Source organism: Bacillus sp. 007/AIA-02/001 (assembly GCF_004634455.1).
GTDB lineage: Bacteria > Bacillota > Bacilli > Bacillales > Bacillaceae_G > Bacillus_A > Bacillus_A cereus.
Genome location: NZ_SEIY01000008.1, coordinates 60,939 through 78,477, shown reverse-complemented (window position 1 = coordinate 78,477; position 17,539 = coordinate 60,939). Strand labels below are relative to the sequence as shown.

Here is a 17,539-nt window from a genome sequence, read left to right as displayed (position 1 = left end):
GCAAATAATCTATAAAAATCAGACATATTAATGAATATGCATTCAAGCGAATCCGGTCTGTTTAAATTTGATTATTGAACTATTTCTCTGTGGCAAAATAAAGCAGCGCTATGGTCGGAAAAGCGATTCCGATCCACAATGCTACACTCCATCCTCCGAAAAAGAATCCAACAGCAACACCCAAAAAGAAAATAGACATGAATAATCCATTTAAGCGACTACGAACTTCTGGTTGCAAAGAGAAAATCAAACGTTGACTTAAAACTGGAAGAGGAATATCGCACTCGATGTTTCCAGCCCCGTCGACTGCAAGCAAAGCAACTTCTAGAGAAGGGAATTCAAAGAGGAGAATTGAAAGAAAACCTTGATATTGAATTATCCATCGATCTCATTTACGGACCAATTTTTTATCGGTTGCTAGTAACCGGTGATAAGTTGGATGATTCCTATGTACATCACTTGGTAACAAGCGCATTCGATGGAATACGATAAACATGAATAACATTCGAAAAAAGAATTAAATGCGCCTTCCTCCTATACGAATAAAATTTCGCTTAACTTAATAAATAAAATATCTAATTATTTAAGCTGATGTATATGAGTCGGTCCCCCACATACATCAGCTTAAGAGTTGAGAATTACCCTAAATGAATGAACATGCAAAAAAATTTATTCTGAGGATTTTACGATATTTTATTTAATCGAAATGTGACATAACTCCTAATATTAGTCTTATTAAGACGCAAGCTCCCTCTCTTCTATTTTTTAATTGAATATTTTAGGTTTATAATGATTTATTTTTAAAGATAATTACCTAATTTATTAACTTATTTTAGAGTAAAAAATAGGAGAAGCCTATCGTGACAGACTCCTCCTAAAAAACAACCGTTATATACATATTGAAAATAAATTTATTTTATTAATAATGAATATTCACCAGTGTTATCATCAAATTTATACACATTCAAATAATATTTCCCTGGTTTCGCTACGAATTTTCCCTTTATAGCATTTCCTTCATCTTCACCACAAGCTACGTAATTTTGCATGTCTGATTCATGATAAAGTACCCATGTCATCCCAATGTTTTGTTCATTTACCACAGAAATATCTACTTCTTTTGGAACTGTAACATCAAACGTATAAACATCTGTTTGATCAGGAGCAATCAGATTTCCTTTTACAAGCTTATTAAACGGGAGTACCTTTTCCTCTTCAAGGGATCCACCTGTTTGCGGATCTTGTTTTACAGTAACTTTTGTTTGTTCTTTACTTTCTTTTCCTCTACTATCTTTCACTGTTAGTTCCACAGTATATGCTCCTTTTTCTCCATATACATGGGTAGGGCTGACTTCTGTACTTGTTGTACCATCTCCAAAGTTCCATAGATAAGAAATAATTTTTCCATTTTCACTTTCTGTACCATCACTATGGAATTGAATTCCTTCATTTACTATCCCGCTATATGGTCCATTCATATTTACTATAGTCATTGTTTTTTCTTTTTCCTCTGTTGCAACACCATGGAAAACAATATCATATTCAAATTGATTGGCTGCATTCACGCGATAGTTAACAAAATAGGCTGTAACTGTTTTATAGCCGCTCCATCCTGTTTGAGACAACTGCTCCAAGGTTTGATTGACTTGTTTACTCATTGTTTTCCAGTCTTCAGACTCACCTTTTGATGTACTACCTATGTACTTGCCTTCTACAGTAAATGTGTTAAAAAATTGAGACTCATGTTTTGTGATTTTTGCATCTTTTATATTAGTTACATCGACAATTTCTTTCTTCACTTCAGCTAACGGCTTAGGTGCATGTTGTATTAAGTAATCATTTGTTACTTGTGGTACATTGTATTTATCTTGATTATCAATCAACTGCTGCATATACGTTTGATATTCTGTATTCAGCTGTGCATCTTTACTTAATGCTTCACGATACGCGTCATAATTTTTCACATCGTTTGCACGGATTAAATCCTGAATCTTATCAAAGGTTTCAAAGTGGTGATTATATAGATAAGACTGTAGTGCAAAGGAATAATTATAAAAATCCCATGATCCATATTTTGCGAACAAAGTTTGCTTTGCAGTATAACGGCTTGCCGGATCAGATGATAAGCCACTTATAATACTTTTACGTGGAACAACATTATTTGTACGTGTAGATCCTGCAAAGAATTCTGCATTCCCTTCTTGGAACCAAGTTAAGCGTTCATTTTGATATAGTTCTCCACTCCCAAATAAACCAGGAACCTCGTATCTTCCTTGTAAATAATGAGTGAATTCGTGACGGAATAACTCTTCTAGACTATAAATACTCTGTTTTGGTGTACGCTCATATGTAAAGAAAGTACCCTTCTCTTCAATATAAATACCGCCGTTGTTCGTTTCATATCCATATAATTGTCTATTTAATTGATAATCATCTGGATTATTATAAATTACAATTGTCAGCACATCATCTGCGTTACCTGGTTCTAGTGCTTTATCATTTCCAATTACACGGTGATATTGTGCCTTTACTTCTTTGGCTGCCCAATATAACCTTTTAATTTTCTCTTCTGTTACTTTATCGCCTGTCTTAAAAACAATAGATCCATCATCAAATGTATATGTTTTAGGTAAGTATTGTAACTTCCCTTCTTCACGTATTTTCTGTAAATCTACTGTATTTCCATCATAATCTTTTCCACCGTAGTTTGTTTTGATTTGCTCTACCGCTATAAAATAAGGTCCACTTAGGCGAGGATACATATTCATCGCTTGTGTAATAACTTCCAATCCTTTGTTTGGATTGCTATGAAATTTCCCTAAACGTCCTGCATAATAAATCCCATTATTAATTAGCCAACTATTCTCAGTTGTTAAATTCCGTATGAGAGCAATTCTACTAACCTCATTTATAAAGTTATCTATCTTTCCATACCACATTGTTGCATTAGGCTTTTTATTCGTTTCCTGCAAATAAGATTGTATATCATAATCAATACCTTTTACGATTTCATATACAGCTTGTTCTTTCATATAATCATTAGCATACATAGAAAGGTTATCATTAAACTGTTTTAAAATATTTGCCGCATACTGTACTGTTTCAGCATCACTAGAAGCATTACTAATTAATTTCCCATACGCAACTACTACTCTATCTTGCTCAGCTGTACCTAATGTAAAGTTTGGATTTTTTGCAATAGCTTTTAATGCTGGTAAACATTTGTCATGGAAGCTTCTCTCATTTAAGTAACCTACTTCATTATTAAAATATCCCACATAAAAAGCAGAACGTAATACTTCAACAAAAGTTTCAATTCCCTTTGAATCCTCTTTCGTAAAAGATGTCCCTCTTTGTCCTAATTCATCAATGATAACGTTCATACGTTCTTTATTTTGATAAAAAGCTTTCGTATCTTGATTGAATTGAAATAAGTCTGTAATTTGATTCCATGAAACTCTTGATAGCGTATCAATGAATTCACTATCAGACATTTTATTCAATTCTGCCAGAGTATAGCTTTGCTTTAATTGCCTTTCATCATGTTTCATCACCGAAGTAGGTCGTTGTGAAAAATCGCCTACTTTTAAACGCTCTTCAAAATTCAATGTTTCGTCCGCTTTTGTAGCATGAGCCATTTCATCTTTTGAAGTTTCTGTCCCAATCGGTTTCATCTGTAACGTATTATAGGGTGCTTTTTCTTCTGCGGATACCTGTGTTTGAATACTTCCAAATGATAATGCCATCGTACTAATACCGATCATCATTTGAGTAAATTTTAAATTCTTGTTCATAACATTTCCTCCATTTATATATTCCACCCAAAAATATAACATTTTATTTTAATAAATTATCATAAAATGTATTATTACATATTGTTTAATATGAATTTCTGTATAAATTAATATTAAACAAAGCATTGTTGAATCTCTTTCTTTTTCCATACATACTCATAAATTGAGTAAACTTTTTGTTTGGAATTTACAGGTTCGTTGCACGAAACCAGACTCTCTGGCAAGATTTCTTAAGATGTTCGGGGATAAATAACATTGAATTTCTTGAGCAAATAGTTGTAGTTCATCAGATACAAAAATAGACATAAAAAACGCTATCCTTTCCTATGATTCTAGAGAAAGAATAGCGTTTTTTTACTCGTTCAGTACTTAGTAGGTATAACTTTTTATATTTCAAATGACTTTTCTCTCTAAAATTATTTTTCATACAAATTTTCAGATTCTAAAAAATCTATAAATTTCTTATAATGTGTCACTGTTCTTTCTAAAGCAATCATTAAAACAAATATAAAATAAATTGCTTGAATTCCATTCATATAATTAAAGAGTGATTCAAATATATATACAATACTTGCAATCATAGAACAAAACCATAAATAAAATTTCATTTTCAGTTTTTTAATTTTTTGCTTAGTTGTCTTACAAGGCTGGCCATGAACTCTTATAAACAAATAAATTGCTGTATGCAAAATAATAATTGAAAATTGGAAACTTCGATTGTCCTCTGAACTAAATTCAGAGAAACCTATTTCTAATGAATGTAATACTATCCAAATAGAAAACAAAGATAGCACGAAGACATATAAAAAACCAAATAATAATTCAAAAATAAATAACCAAGGTTTATTTAATATTGAGTGAAATGGATTTAGATATTTTATGGTTAATAAAAATTTCTTCACTAAATCAGTAATAATAATTGATGTATTAGTTATATTCATATAGAAAAGTAATGTTATTGGAACCAATAACATTATAGCAATGCCCCAAATGGTAATCTTAATACCGGATAAAAAGAAAACAGCTCCAAAAATTACAACTGAAAAAATAAAAGTTGATATTGGAACAAACATTAAAAATATAAGAGTTCTTATTAAGATTAACTCCCCTAAAAAATCTTTTATTATGAAAACATGTATTTTTTCCTCCTTGTAATTCTTCACAGTTTCAACTATTTCTTTCTCGGATAAAAGAAAATACTTCAATCTATTAAACATAAAAAAACTCCTTTATATTAATTTAAAAAAGATTGCCCTCTGTATGCTACAGAGGGCAATCTTTCTTGATGATTAAAATATATACCCAACTGTTAGCAAATATATTAAAAGACATTGTCATTAATTCACTTTAAATTTCACTTCTGGGTATTTGGAGTCCAATTTTTCAAGCGCAGAGCTATCGTCTACCTGTTTCACATATCGATCAAAAAAAGCGAGACTGAATTCGTTTATAATACGGTGAACGTATCTTGGATCTTCATCTAAGCTTCGTAACAAAGGAGAGAACAAATGAAAATCAGTGAAACTCGTATGATTGGTATGGGGAATAACCATTGACATGCCACCACCTGCAAGTGCATGGTCACTACGAACTTTTCCCTCTAAAAAATCTTCCGTGGAATCATCACTAGTCTCTGCATTCATAATCAAAAACGGTTTTCCAACTCTAGATTTCGGAACATTTTCCCCATATAATGTACCATCCATATTGATGGCTGCTTTGACACGGGAGTCTTCCACTAACACTTGCGCAGCTGTAGCTCCACCATAAGAATGTCCAAACATTCCAATTCGGGATGTATCCATTCTTCCTGTAAAGCGATTATCTTTATCGCTTTGGTTAAGCTTCTCTATTTGATTAAGTACAAAAACAACATCTTCCTTCCATAATTTGATATGGCGATCTCGTTCGGCAAAATCAGTTAAATTGATCGACTGTACAAAAGCGGTTCTGCCATCTGGAAAGACGGTAGCTGCAGCATCATAGGTATGATCAATTCCTACGACGATGTAACCTTGGCTGGCCAACTCCTCCACCTCAAACGTGTTTTGATTGCGAAAACCGCTTAAACCATGGGAAAAGAGTAGGACCGGATAACGTTCCTCTGAATCTGACAATTGAGCTTCCATGAATGCATTCGACTTCATCAAGCCTAGATGATGAAACGCGAATGCTGGAATAGACAATGATTTTTCCAACCCCTTGGCAATCTCATCCGAGTTATGGATATAAGGTGCGCGATTCATCTCTCCTTTTTCTTTTGCAGGATACCAAACCTGAACCATCAGCTCGCGCCGGCCGTTCAAATCTTTCATATAAGGTTCTTCTCGATTATAATCAATCCAATGATAAAGTGTAGTACCAACCTTGAAGGGACCGCTCGTTTTTTCAAATAAAACTACCGGCATGAGGGAAGGAAGCATGACCGCAATAGTCAAATAAATGACCAGTAGCGCTGTCTTGACTGTGAATGCCCCACAACTTTTAACGTTCTTTTTTGATTCAGCAAATAGATAGCAGCTTGTTAAAATAAATGGGGACAAATAAGCAGGAATCATCTGCCAGCGATACCCTTCTACGATAAGCTGCACAACAACCACACAAAAGGCAACTGTTAGAATGAAGACAGACCATTGTTTTATTTTCTCACTAAAAAACAATATACAGCCTAGAATACTAAAATTCACAATAATTATAACAGTCTCAAAAAAATCCATTTACATTCCTCCTATACCCGTATTTTATCTTCAAGGACATCCCAGCCAAATTGAAAAAACAATTTAAAATTACAAACTTTTCGTTTCCATCTCTGATTATCTTAATTCGTACCTTCAGTACCCAAAAATTATTTTCGGTACTCATTTTATATTATACCGAAATCTTCCAGACTGTAAAGTATAATTACCCTTAAGTAAAATCGACATAAAGTGAAACTTTAATCAGCCCTCACCAATCGGACTTTAATGGGCAGTTGATCTCCCACCTAAATTCTTTGCTTTCACTGAATTTTGAGGTGAGAGTCTTACTGCCCATTAAAGCGGGATAAAAATAAAAAATGAGCGGGGCTACGTTAACCTGTATGGTTATTGTGACCCTGCTCATTTTTTTATGTAGAAGTACTATTTAATCCTTACTTGTGATTCCATGCAATATGATATCGGCCATCATTGCAAGTGACTCTTGTAGAGTAATTTGGTTAGAGGCTATACTCCCCTGTTCAAAAATTGATTTCATTAACGTTTTGAGTGTTTGGATTAGCACTGGAATGTCCATTGAACGTAAAACACCGCCATTGATGCCCTCTTCAACTAGCCCAGTAATTACCTCCCATTCTTCATTTATGCCTTGTTCTATTTTTGCCCACTGCTCTGGATGGTAACGTCGCAGTTCAATCAGTAAACGTACGAAGCTGTGCTGAAAATCCTTAGGCACAATTAAAAGAATCCCTTTTAATTTTTCCGGTATGGTCAAATTCGAATTATCGATAATTTCCCGAAAACGTATTTGGGCTTCTTCATTTATTTGCTCAACTACATAACCAATAAGCTCGTCCTTAGATGGAAAATGCTCGTAAAGCGTACTTTTGCTTACACCTAGATCACGAGCTAAATCACTCATTGTGAATTTTATTCCCCTTACATGAAAAAGCGCAATAGCAGTTTTGGCAATCCGATCTTTCATCATTTATTCACCTCATACCAAAATAGTAAAGTTATTATCTCTCCAGTACTATAATAGTACTTCGAGTACAAGAATAGTTTAACTTTTTATTTCTTGAAGGTCAAACGTGATGAAGATGATGACATTTCACTTCATAGCCTTTAAATGAAAATATTATGTTTTTTATGGAAACCAAGTTTATTTTTATCATTGCGGGGACATCAAAACTTTAACTTGATAGGGATATGGCACTACCCCAATTAATAAATATTATTAACTATATGTCTATCATATTTTTTATAAACAGGATCAATTAGATTTAAAAAAAGACTTCTTTTTCTTTACTCGTAATAAATCACCTGTCCACCCTTTGAATCGCATATACATATACATACCCGCTGTTGTGAAAATAATAAATAAGAGAGCGATTAAATAGCTATATTTCCATTCTAGTTCAGGCATGTATTTAAAATTCATACCCCATAATGCTCCTAAGGCTGTCAAAGGCGTACTCACAGCAGTTAATACAGTAAGAGCTTTCATAATTTCATTCCCACGATGAGAAGAAACAACTTCTTGCAAATGAATCATCGTGTCTAATTCTTCTTGGTACTCTTTAACAAGTTGTAATCCACGCTCTAATTTTACGTGTGTTTGTTTATAACAAAGGGTGTTTGTTAGTTTTTCTAACCAAGCTTCCTCCAAGCCTTGTAACACTTCTTGTATTAAGCGAAACACATGTGTGTTCATAAATAATTCATGACGAATATGATAAATCCTTTCTAAAACTGCTATGTTATTATGATGATAAAAATCCCATAACACATTTCTGAAATTGTTTTCAAAATAGTCAACCTTTCGTAAATAGTGAGATATAAATATCGATAAGATGGCACATAGTCCTTCAGCGGAACTATTACAATTTTTTATACCTATAGGGAAATTATGTATTAATTCTTGAAAATCTTCTTCCTCTTTTTCTTGGACCGTTATCAGTATCCCATGAGCTACGAAATAATGAAGAAATTTTTGAATTTTGGCGTCCTTTTTATCTTGATCATATAAAAACGAACCATATACACAAGTTTGACTTGGTGATAACGTATAAACATATAATCCATTTTCACAAGGAGAACTTATTTTCTTTACAAATTGAGAGAAATAAGATGTTACATCACGGGGGATTATAGAAGAAATTTCTTCAAACTCACTAGTTTTCACATGATACCAACTCCATTTCGTCATTTTTATGCATTCCATATTATTCTTCCTTTCTAAATAGTTTTATGTTTGATCGAATCATATCCGTAATATGAAATTTGTATGTAGGTATCCATATCTTGGAGGAAAAGTTTTTAAATCATCTAAATTACAAAATAAATGCATAGGAGGTCTTATTCTTTAAAAAGGAAGACCCCCTATATATTAGTTATTTTTATTCTCAATTTTAAACATTTCCTCTATACAAGCACTTTTTATCTTTTCTTATTTATATTTGGAAAAGAAGCCACACAATTTGGCACGTCTATTCAACGAACTCCATTTCGGTCGTCATTATAATTTGGATTTATATGCAGATTGATTGGTGATGTCCTCAAATACTTGACTTCCAATAATATAGTATCCATGAAGCGCGGCCTCTTTTGAAGCGTCTACCATACGGAAAGAAACAATTTCACCTTGCATTTTTTCAATTTGTTTTTTGTGGAGATCTACTATTCCTCCTGTCCAAATAATAGTATCATACTGGTCTAACTTAAATTGTTCTTGTAATACACGCATGATGTCTTGGAAATGTGTATCCAACTCTTTTTGAATTAAAATATCCACCTGACTTGTCTCATAATTTTCTTCTTTATCTCCATATCCTTTTTCTAATATTTTTGGCATGTCATTAATATGCAATTGATTACTTTCACCCGCATGATTCTGCAGGATATTCTTAATATTTTTCAAAGGCTTGCTACATCCTAGTTCCGTCTCATAATGATTTAAAATGACATTCTGTTTCATATCTGTCATTTCTAATGTACGAAATCCACCATCAATAATTAAGATGCGATCTTGTTCCTGAATGATTCCCTCTTTTAAGAAATAGGCATGTAAAGCAATCGGTTGCTGAAGAATCAAAGCATTTTCAACCGTAATATTAATAAATTTCCCATCAATTTGTACGGAAGTTTCTTTTTTTAGTGCACGTTGTAATTGCTCATGCTGACTACCAAAACAAGTGACTGGAAGCCCGGTAACAACTAAAGGTAACACGACATTTTCTTTATAATCCTTTGCAATGCAACCAAATATTTGTTGTTTAAACTCTTCGCTTTCATAATAATTTTCTATTTCTTCGTCAAATGGAGGAAGAAATGAAGCGTCAGATTGATGTGCTTCATTTCCCATGTAGTATGCAAAGTCTAAGTCTATAAAACTTACCTTTGTTAAATCTTCACTTTCAGCATGATTAGGTACAGGAGCTAGTGTGGCAGCTTCACTCTTAATCGTCACCTTAGAATCTACATCCTGTCGATATGCCCGCTTAGTAAAACCAATTCCTACATCAATTGCATACAGAGATTTCATACTTTTTTCCTCACTTTCTCTTTTTAGAATTAAATCTAAGCACTCTCTTCTTTCCCTTCTTTCACATATTTCTTTTCATTTTCCGTTTTTTCTCCGTCTAGGTTCTTACTATTTTGTTTTATTTCATTATCCTTTTCATCTTTTTTCTTTTTGTTATTTTCGTTTTCTGTTAAATCTTTAATAGTAGAAATGACAACCGGTGTGGCTGTAAGCAGTTGTGGTAATGTTTGTTTTGCAACATCAGCTGCAGTTACAGAGAATTGTTTACTTGTCTCGGTTACCTTCTCTAATGTTTCCTTTATGTTTCCTTCTTGTAGTTTGTCTTTTACGCTTTTTCCTTTTGTTTGTATAGCTTTCCGATTTTCTTTTTTTAACAGAGATACTATGACTCCGGTCGTAATCCCAATCACAGCATATTTAAATATTGTATGTTTCATTTTTCTCACCCTTCTCTACTTTTATTTTCTTCCATGCTACAACCTAAAATAATTAACTTATCTATTTATCAGATATTGCAATCTATTAGAGAGAATGATAGTTTTGCGGCTGCCTATCACTCGCCGTTAGTGTTTCATCTGTTACTAGAAGTAAAATTCTCCCTTGATCTAGTTTTTCTTCATATAAGTTAGCTTCCTCCTTCGACAACCCCATTTCCTCCATTTGATTTCGGAGCTCGTCCCCTTTTTTGGAGAAAAAGTTGATAATACTTGTGCCCAACCCTTGTTCTTTTACTCCAATCGTATTTGTGTTTGTATCATCCGCAATCTTTTTTGTTATATGTTTTTCATGTGTTAAGACGTAAATGTCATCTTGGTGAATCCCTTTCAATTCTAGCTCTTTTACTTTCATAACTACTTCCTGTTCATTTTGATATTCATAAACCACCGGTTTTCTTTCATTCTTATGCATCGTATTTTTCCTCCCTTAGATTTTTTATTTTCTTATTTAGTTGTTATGTAATATGTAATACACCTATTTTAAAGATGTTAAACCTAAATTTTCAAAAAACTTCACATAATAGGTTATTAATGTTTTTGAATATCAAGGAAATGTCACGAGCACTTTGCTTTGATAACAGCGTTACAAATAACGCTTTATTTGGAAGACAAGTCCATTATTTTATAGAAATCATAGAAAAATAAAAAAGCACTCCTTTTCAAAGAGTGCTAAAAAAAACATATAACCTAATAAAAATATTTCTATTTTGATTACAGAAAGAAAGTCTTTATTAAAACATATGGTTGCTAATTTAATTGCGATCTGCCTTGCACCCAAGCAGCAATATCATTTATAACATACTCAGGAATATTAGCAGGACTATAATATTCATCCGGTTTACTTATTTCCCCATCGCCCTCTGTAAAGAAATGATTTAACTTTGGATATAGCTGATAATCAACGTTATTTCGTTCTTTTAATTGTTCTTTCCAAAGAGGAATTTCGATTTTTGATTGAACTTGATAGTCTCTTTCTCCTTGAATAATAAGAAGTGGTGTCTTTTGTTCTTTTGATATTTCTGCTGCTTTAATTTTCCGAATAGAATCCCAAAATACTGCTGATCCTAAGTAAAAATCTTTTGGAGGATTCTGACCAGAGAAATTTGGATCATTTAATAATTCAAATTGCGATTTGTAAAATTTATATTGCTCCTGGTTCATTGCTCCAATAGAAAAAAGATACTCAAATTGATCTAAAACAACGTCTTGAATCGTACGAGCTGGTCCACCCATTACAATTGCCCCAGCAATATTTTGATTTTGGTCTTTTTCAATCATTTTCGGAAGCATCATTCCACCTTGACTATGACCAAGAATATATATTTGACTCTTATTTATTAGAGGCTCATTTTTAAGAAATTGAGTTACAAGAAGAGCATCATCTGTTGTCTCTTTATCAACTGTATAGAAGGGACTGAATTGTGTTTTCAGCCCATGTTCATACGTTCGTTTATTATAGCGAAGGACAGCAATTCCCTTCGATGCAAGACCTTCAGCTAAATCGCGAAATGGTTTTAAAGCAAACGCTGTTTCATCCTGATCAGTTGCTCCTGATCCTTGAACAAGAATAACCGCTGGAAAAGGACCATTTCCTTTTGGAACCGACAATGTTCCTGGTAATGGAAATGCACCACTTCCAACTACTACTTCTTTATCAACAAATGATTCAGGCTTACTATATGATGGACGCTCAGCAACAGGACTAAACGACATGCTTAGTTGAAAATCGTCTATTTTTCCAGATGGATCTAGTTTAATTAGTAAAGGTACAGTCATTTTTTCAAAAACTAATTGAATCTCCACATTTGTATGAACAGGATTTGTCTCTTTTTGTGTAACCTCTCCAATTTCTATAAAAGAACCTGCTTGTAATTGAACTGGCAGTCCCTCCCAATAGCTCTTCAACCATTCTTCGGATATTATTTTCTGTAATGACCTTGAGGTTAAATCAAATGCAGATTTATAATCTTCACTATTCATATGGCGAATAAATGAAAGAGTAGTAGATATAACAGGATTTTCATCATCACTATTGTCTATTTTTTTTATATTTGTGTTTACTTCCTTTAATTTTGAAATAAATTGGTGGTTAAATGGATTATTATATGTATTAGGATATAAATTTGTTTTCAAAATTTCCGTATTCCGTGCCTTATACAAATTTGAAGAACTCTTAAAATTTTCAGGTGAAATTACTTCCTCCGCATATGAGACTGAGGGAATTGCTATTGTAAAAATTGCACTGATAAGTAATAACTTATTACTTATTCTTCTTTTCTTACCCATACTTATTGATTCTCCCTTCAAAATTTAAAATTTCTAATACAATATGCCAACTATAAGGAAAATAAAAATTACCAAAGAGATTAATAATCTATTTTACGATCCCCCTCTCAAGTTAAAAATCTATCATTAACAAACTTCAATAAAAAACGCCTTCCCCCTCTTTTTTTATTGTTGGATTTTCCAATGACCTAGAAGCACAGCACGAAATTACATGTAACCGACCCATGAGATTCTCTGTTTCAAAAGAAAAAAGCACCCCACTAGATGCTTTCTTTAATTGTTCTCACTATCATTTATTCAGGTAATTCTCTTATTACTATAAGATAAATTCATTCTATTTCCTAAACCTCACTTATTTCTTAATTCACTCATACCAATATAAAACCTAATAACCTACCATCAAAAAATAAAGAAAATAGGTTATTTGGCTATTCATTTCGTAAACTTAATGCTCAAATTAGTTTTTTTCACAAAGTTAAACTTTATTAAGAAAAACTTAAAGAATTTCCCTCTATATTCATAAGAACTTTTTTCTATACTCAAAAATGTAAATAGACAAAAGGAGAAACGATCATGAAGAAATTTGTAATTTGCATACTAGGAATAGGCCTCCCTATATACTTACTACCTTTCATATTACGCGGAGATTTAGACAGATTTAATCCGATTGCTGAAGAAAAAAATGTATATGCCGTTGCGAAAGGATATGGTGTTCCAGATTATCATCATAAAGGAAAAGCTATGTACTCACTAAAAGCTGTTGACGAATTAAGTAATGAAAAAGAATATACAGTTGGAACGAACACGCCTAATGATTTTATAAGAAAAACTTACTTAAAAATTCATGTGAAAGGAAAATATGTGTATTCTTACGATATTATTTCTAAAAAGGATATTCCTGAGAAAATAAGGGGACAATTGGAGATAGCAAATAAATAAAAGAGCCAATTCATACGATTTGGCTCTTTATTCTCTCTCCCATCTACCGTTTGGATAATTCTTTCGGTAGATTTATTAAATTCGTTATCATTGTTCCAATAACCATTGTTCAATTACTTTTACTGTTTCATCTCGTTGTGCTTTTGCCGTAATTAAACTCGCATTATCACCTTTTTGCTCACCATACATGCCAAAATGAGCATGGTTTCCCCCTTTTATCATGTGCATAGTTGTATTTTTCGACATTAACTTTTTATTGTTCTCTATTTTTTCTAGAGTTGCTAAAGCATCTACTTCTCCATAAATTGATAACATCGGAATCGATTTTGTAGAAAAGTCATCTGCAGGATACGAACCTAAGAAAATGATTCCGTGTACCTTGTCTTCATGCTGAGAGGCATACTTAGAAATCATAGCTCCGCCCATTGAATGCCCCGCAACATACCATTTTTGAACTTCAGGATACTTTTCAATTACACTATCTACCTCATTTATTCCAAATATCGCTAAGTTTAATGGTAACTTAGGCATTACTACAAAGTGCCCATCTTTTGCAAGAGCTTCTCCTAAGTAACTATAAGCCTCAGCTTCTACTTTAGCTCCTTGATAAAAAATAACCCCTACTTTCGCATCTTTCGCTCCAAAAACGATATTATCTTCATCTTTTTTATCATCTACTAACGACAAAGCCTCTTTCGTCGGTTTATAAGTAAACTGAGACCAAGTCAAAAAAGTAATACTTCCTATAATTAAAATAGCTAGTAAAGAGTACAGCATAATTTTTATCCATTTCTTCACAAAGATGACCTCCCTAAGATGTATATATTCCATATTTCGGATTATCATTAACACACATAAAAACTCGAGCATTTTTATTATGCTCAAGTTTTTAGTTCCGTCTTTAATTTATACTATAAATTGTCCAAGATAAATATGTAGCAAATGCAGACCATAAAAAATACGGAATTAGCAACCATGTCGATACCTTAGATAATTTGGAAGAAACCACTATGAGAAGTAACGTAGTAATAGCGACAAGTAAACAATCTACTGTTGCTAAAAACAAATTCTTTTGGCTAAATTGAAAATAGCTGAACGCTTGATTGAATATATAATTTAAAAGGAATAAAAACCAAAATGTTTTTGGCTTGAATCCATAGTTGTTGTAAATAATTGCAACTGATAATGCAATAAGTCCAAATAATACAGCCCATATCATTCCGATTGTCATACCAGGAGGTGTCCAAGACGGCTTTTCTAACGCATCATACCAAGTACGATCAATAGGGAATAAAACACTAGAAACATAAAACAAACCATATGTTAGTAAAAATACTATAATACTAGATTTTTTCATAAACATTCTCCTTTTTACTAGAAGATTATAGAAACTTTATATGATTAGTATGTCCTTATAATGGATAAAATTCTAAATACATATAGTTTAACCTATTTCATACAAATTCTTTCATATTTTTATATGCACAAAGGGCTCTCTCTCGTGCTGCCTTATGATCAACAATCGGATAAGGATATGTATTCCCAAGTTTTATATTGGATTTTTGTAAAATATGCTCAGGTGCTTCCCAAGGTTTATGTATATATTTGTTTGGGATATCTCTTAATTCTGGTACCCATCTTCTTATATACTCTCCATTTTTATCAAACTTTTCTCCTTGTGTGATAGGATTAAAAATACGAAAGTACGGTGATGCATCTGCTCCACTTCCAGCAACCCATTGCCATCCCATTGTATTATTTGCAATATCAGCATCTAGTAGTGTATCCATAAACCATTTTGCACCTTCTTGCCACGGAATTAACAAATGCTTTACAAGAAAAGAGGCTACAGCCATTCTTGCCCGATTATGCATAAAACCGGTTTGCCATAGTTCTCGCATTCCCGCATCAATAAACGGATAACCAGTTTCACCCTTCTGCCATACTCTTAATAACTCCTCTTCCTTATTCCACGGAAAATGTTCAAAGTTTTTATTAAGAGGTTTATATGCTGTAAACGGATAGTGATATAGCAAATAATAAGAAAACTCTCTCCAAATTAATTGGCGTATAAAACTAATCACTTGTTTTTCAAAAAAACTACATTGTCTTTCGGTACTTTTATTTATTAAGTAGTGATACATTAACTTCACTGATATTTGGCCAAATGAAAGATATGGCGCCAACATTGAATGAGCATTTTGATTTGGAAAATCTCTTCCTTCACTATAAGAGGCTAATTTACTAGAGAAAAATTTCTTAAATGTTTTGTATGCCCCTTCCTCTGTAGGCTCCCATATTGCTTCCATATGAGATGTCCACGGTATAGTCGGCAACAAGTGTAATTCTGAGACAGATAAGCTTGCTGGTAAAGAGCTTCCCCACTTTATACTCTGTACTCTGCTAATAGGTTTAGGTATTACCTGCTTTTGAAATGCATTGTAAAAAGGCGTAAACACCTTATATTCAGTGTTATCCTTCTTTTTTATAATCCACGGTTCTAATAATAAATGCGAATTAAATTCCTTACAAATAATACCTTTATCTTCTAATATCATTTTCATTTTTTGATTAGATTTTAACCTGTCTGGATCATAACAACTATTCCAATATACAGCCGTTATATCTAATTGTTTTATGAGAGAAAGTATTTCTTCCTGTATATTTCCTTTGCGGATTATTAAAGTAGAGCCCAATGCCTTAAGTTGCTTTTGGACATCTATTATAGCATGGTGTAACCACCACTTTGCCGCACTTCCTATTGAAAAAGTTTCATCTTGTACATATACCGGAAGAACCTCCCCGGACTGAACAGCCTCAAATAGAGCTGGGTTATCATATAAACGAAAATCTTTTTGAAACATAACGATAATTTTGTTTTGCATGGCTATCCCCTCTTACTCTTAAAACATAATAGATTCTTTATGTGAATAATCCTCTTTTTTACTTTTGCATTATTATATTAATAATTCTTTGTAATCGTAAACAAACGTTTCCATAGTTATTGGACTTCTATCTAGTAAATTCGATAAATCTGATGTGACTTTTTTAGCTAACCCTAATTTTGCAGTTGTATATATTCCAATCATAACCCAAATAAAGTCACTGTTAAGTCCCTTTTGAATCATTCTTTTTCTAAATTTAAATATACTTGGATTTGTATAAGTAATATCTTTATTTATTATTTTTGAAATAATAGCAGCAACTTCATAATATGTTAATGCCTCATTTCCCGTTAAAGAATAAGCTTTAAATTCATGTCCCTCTTCGGTTAATATTTTAGCTGCAACTTCTCCAATATCCCGTACATCTATAAAACTTGTTTCCCCTTTACCAGCAGGTACTTCAATTATTTTTTCATTTCTTAATTCATCACCATGTTGTGATAATAAATTTTGCATAAAAAAACTCGGTCTTAGGAATGTGTAAGGGATCCCAGAAGCCTTTATCATAGCTTCAATTTTAGCATGAGGTACTATCGGATTTTTTTCTACACCTAATAAAGATAAAAATACAATGTGTTTTATACCTATTTCTTTTGCGGCATCTACAACAGGCTGGAAATACTTTTTTGCATCAGCTAGATGTGGTGGTCTTATTAGAAAGATTTTAGTAACACCTGTTAAAGCCGCCTTTACAGATGAAGGATTTTCAAAATCAAAATACACTCCTTCAGTTTCTCTACTGCGCGTTGTGACTTTGAAAGTAGCATTTCTTTTTATTAGGCATTTTACAACCTCTTTTCCTACATTCCCTGTAGCACCTGTTACTAAAATCATTTTA

Annotated in this window: 14 protein-coding genes and 3 pseudogenes; 2 read left to right on the top strand and 15 right to left on the bottom strand. The window is 32.7% G+C overall.

Annotation, left to right across the window (positions count from 1 at the left end; genetic code table 11):
- Nucleotides 1–79 precede the first annotated feature (79 nt).
- A pseudogene (locus ES895_RS16990) lies at nucleotides 80–265 on the bottom strand (MFS transporter); the annotation flags it as partial.
- Between ES895_RS16990 and ES895_RS16985 the strand changes: the two are divergent.
- Nucleotides 253–492 (top strand): annotated as a pseudogene (locus ES895_RS16985) (TetR-like C-terminal domain-containing protein); the annotation flags it as partial. The pseudogenes ES895_RS16990 and ES895_RS16985 sit on opposite strands and share 13 nt — an antisense overlap.
- A 419-nt stretch (nucleotides 493–911) precedes the next feature.
- Here the strand turns inward: ES895_RS16985 and colA are convergent.
- From colA to ES895_RS16935, 10 genes and pseudogenes are all read right to left on the bottom strand, one after another.
- Nucleotides 912–3,794 (bottom strand): collagenase ColA, encoded by a 2,883-nt coding sequence (gene colA / locus ES895_RS16980; RefSeq protein WP_135238510.1) that lies wholly within the window; start codon nucleotides 3,792–3,794, stop codon nucleotides 912–914.
- A gap of 159 nt (nucleotides 3,795–3,953) precedes the next feature.
- A pseudogene (locus ES895_RS16975) lies at nucleotides 3,954–4,100 on the bottom strand (IS4 family transposase); the annotation flags it as partial.
- Between the two features lie 110 nt (nucleotides 4,101–4,210).
- Entirely contained in the window at nucleotides 4,211–5,011 is an 801-nt protein-coding gene (locus ES895_RS16970; protein WP_098375952.1) for a hypothetical protein, read from the bottom strand.
- 120 nt (nucleotides 5,012–5,131) lie between these two features.
- Nucleotides 5,132–6,511, bottom strand: a complete 1,380-nt coding sequence (locus ES895_RS16965; protein ID WP_058839164.1) for an alpha/beta hydrolase family protein — start codon at nucleotides 6,509–6,511, stop codon at nucleotides 5,132–5,134.
- Between the two features lie 406 nt (nucleotides 6,512–6,917).
- On the bottom strand, nucleotides 6,918–7,478 hold the full coding sequence (locus ES895_RS16960; protein WP_135238509.1) for a TetR/AcrR family transcriptional regulator: 561 nt from the start codon (nucleotides 7,476–7,478) through the stop codon (nucleotides 6,918–6,920).
- A 285-nt stretch (nucleotides 7,479–7,763) separates the two neighbouring features.
- Entirely contained in the window at nucleotides 7,764–8,714 is a 951-nt protein-coding gene (locus ES895_RS16955) for a magnesium transporter CorA family protein (RefSeq protein ID WP_000388911.1), read from the bottom strand.
- Between the two features lie 294 nt (nucleotides 8,715–9,008).
- Nucleotides 9,009–10,034 carry a ParM/StbA family protein gene (locus tag ES895_RS16950; RefSeq protein ID WP_135238508.1) on the bottom strand — a complete coding sequence of 342 codons (1,026 nt, stop codon included), beginning with the start codon at nucleotides 10,032–10,034 and terminating at the stop codon, nucleotides 9,009–9,011.
- Nucleotides 10,035–10,069: 35 nt separating this feature from the next.
- Nucleotides 10,070–10,471, bottom strand: coding sequence for a peptidase U61 (locus ES895_RS16945; protein WP_135238507.1), 402 nt, complete (start codon nucleotides 10,469–10,471; stop codon nucleotides 10,070–10,072).
- A gap of 85 nt (nucleotides 10,472–10,556) precedes the next feature.
- Entirely contained in the window at nucleotides 10,557–10,943 is a 387-nt protein-coding gene (locus ES895_RS16940) for a YflT domain-containing protein (RefSeq protein ID WP_000549439.1), read from the bottom strand.
- A 335-nt stretch (nucleotides 10,944–11,278) separates the two neighbouring features.
- The gene (locus ES895_RS16935) at nucleotides 11,279–12,817 is read right to left on the bottom strand and encodes an alpha/beta hydrolase (protein WP_135238506.1); all 1,539 of its coding nucleotides are present in this window, start codon (nucleotides 12,815–12,817) and stop codon (nucleotides 11,279–11,281) included.
- Between the two features lie 573 nt (nucleotides 12,818–13,390).
- Between ES895_RS16935 and ES895_RS16930 the strand changes: the two genes are divergently transcribed.
- Nucleotides 13,391–13,756 (top strand): YxeA family protein, encoded by a 366-nt coding sequence (locus ES895_RS16930; RefSeq protein ID WP_087965135.1) that lies wholly within the window; start codon nucleotides 13,391–13,393, stop codon nucleotides 13,754–13,756.
- An 87-nt stretch (nucleotides 13,757–13,843) separates the two neighbouring features.
- Here the strand turns inward: ES895_RS16930 and ES895_RS16925 are convergent, their stop codons facing one another.
- The 4 genes from ES895_RS16925 to ES895_RS16910 form a co-directional block, all read right to left on the bottom strand.
- Nucleotides 13,844–14,554: an alpha/beta hydrolase gene (locus ES895_RS16925; protein WP_087965133.1), complete on the bottom strand. Its 711-nt coding sequence runs from the start codon at nucleotides 14,552–14,554 to the stop codon at nucleotides 13,844–13,846.
- 103 nt (nucleotides 14,555–14,657) lie between these two features.
- Nucleotides 14,658–15,113: a TspO/MBR family protein gene (locus tag ES895_RS16920; RefSeq protein ID WP_065703722.1), complete on the bottom strand. Its 456-nt coding sequence runs from the start codon at nucleotides 15,111–15,113 to the stop codon at nucleotides 14,658–14,660.
- A gap of 97 nt (nucleotides 15,114–15,210) precedes the next feature.
- On the bottom strand, nucleotides 15,211–16,641 hold the full coding sequence (locus tag ES895_RS16915; RefSeq protein ID WP_087965131.1) for a cryptochrome/photolyase family protein: 1,431 nt from the start codon (nucleotides 16,639–16,641) through the stop codon (nucleotides 15,211–15,213).
- Between the two features lie 72 nt (nucleotides 16,642–16,713).
- The gene (locus tag ES895_RS16910) at nucleotides 16,714–17,535 is read right to left on the bottom strand and encodes an SDR family oxidoreductase (protein WP_044793057.1); all 822 of its coding nucleotides are present in this window, start codon (nucleotides 17,533–17,535) and stop codon (nucleotides 16,714–16,716) included.
- Nucleotides 17,536–17,539: the final 4 nt, after the last annotated feature.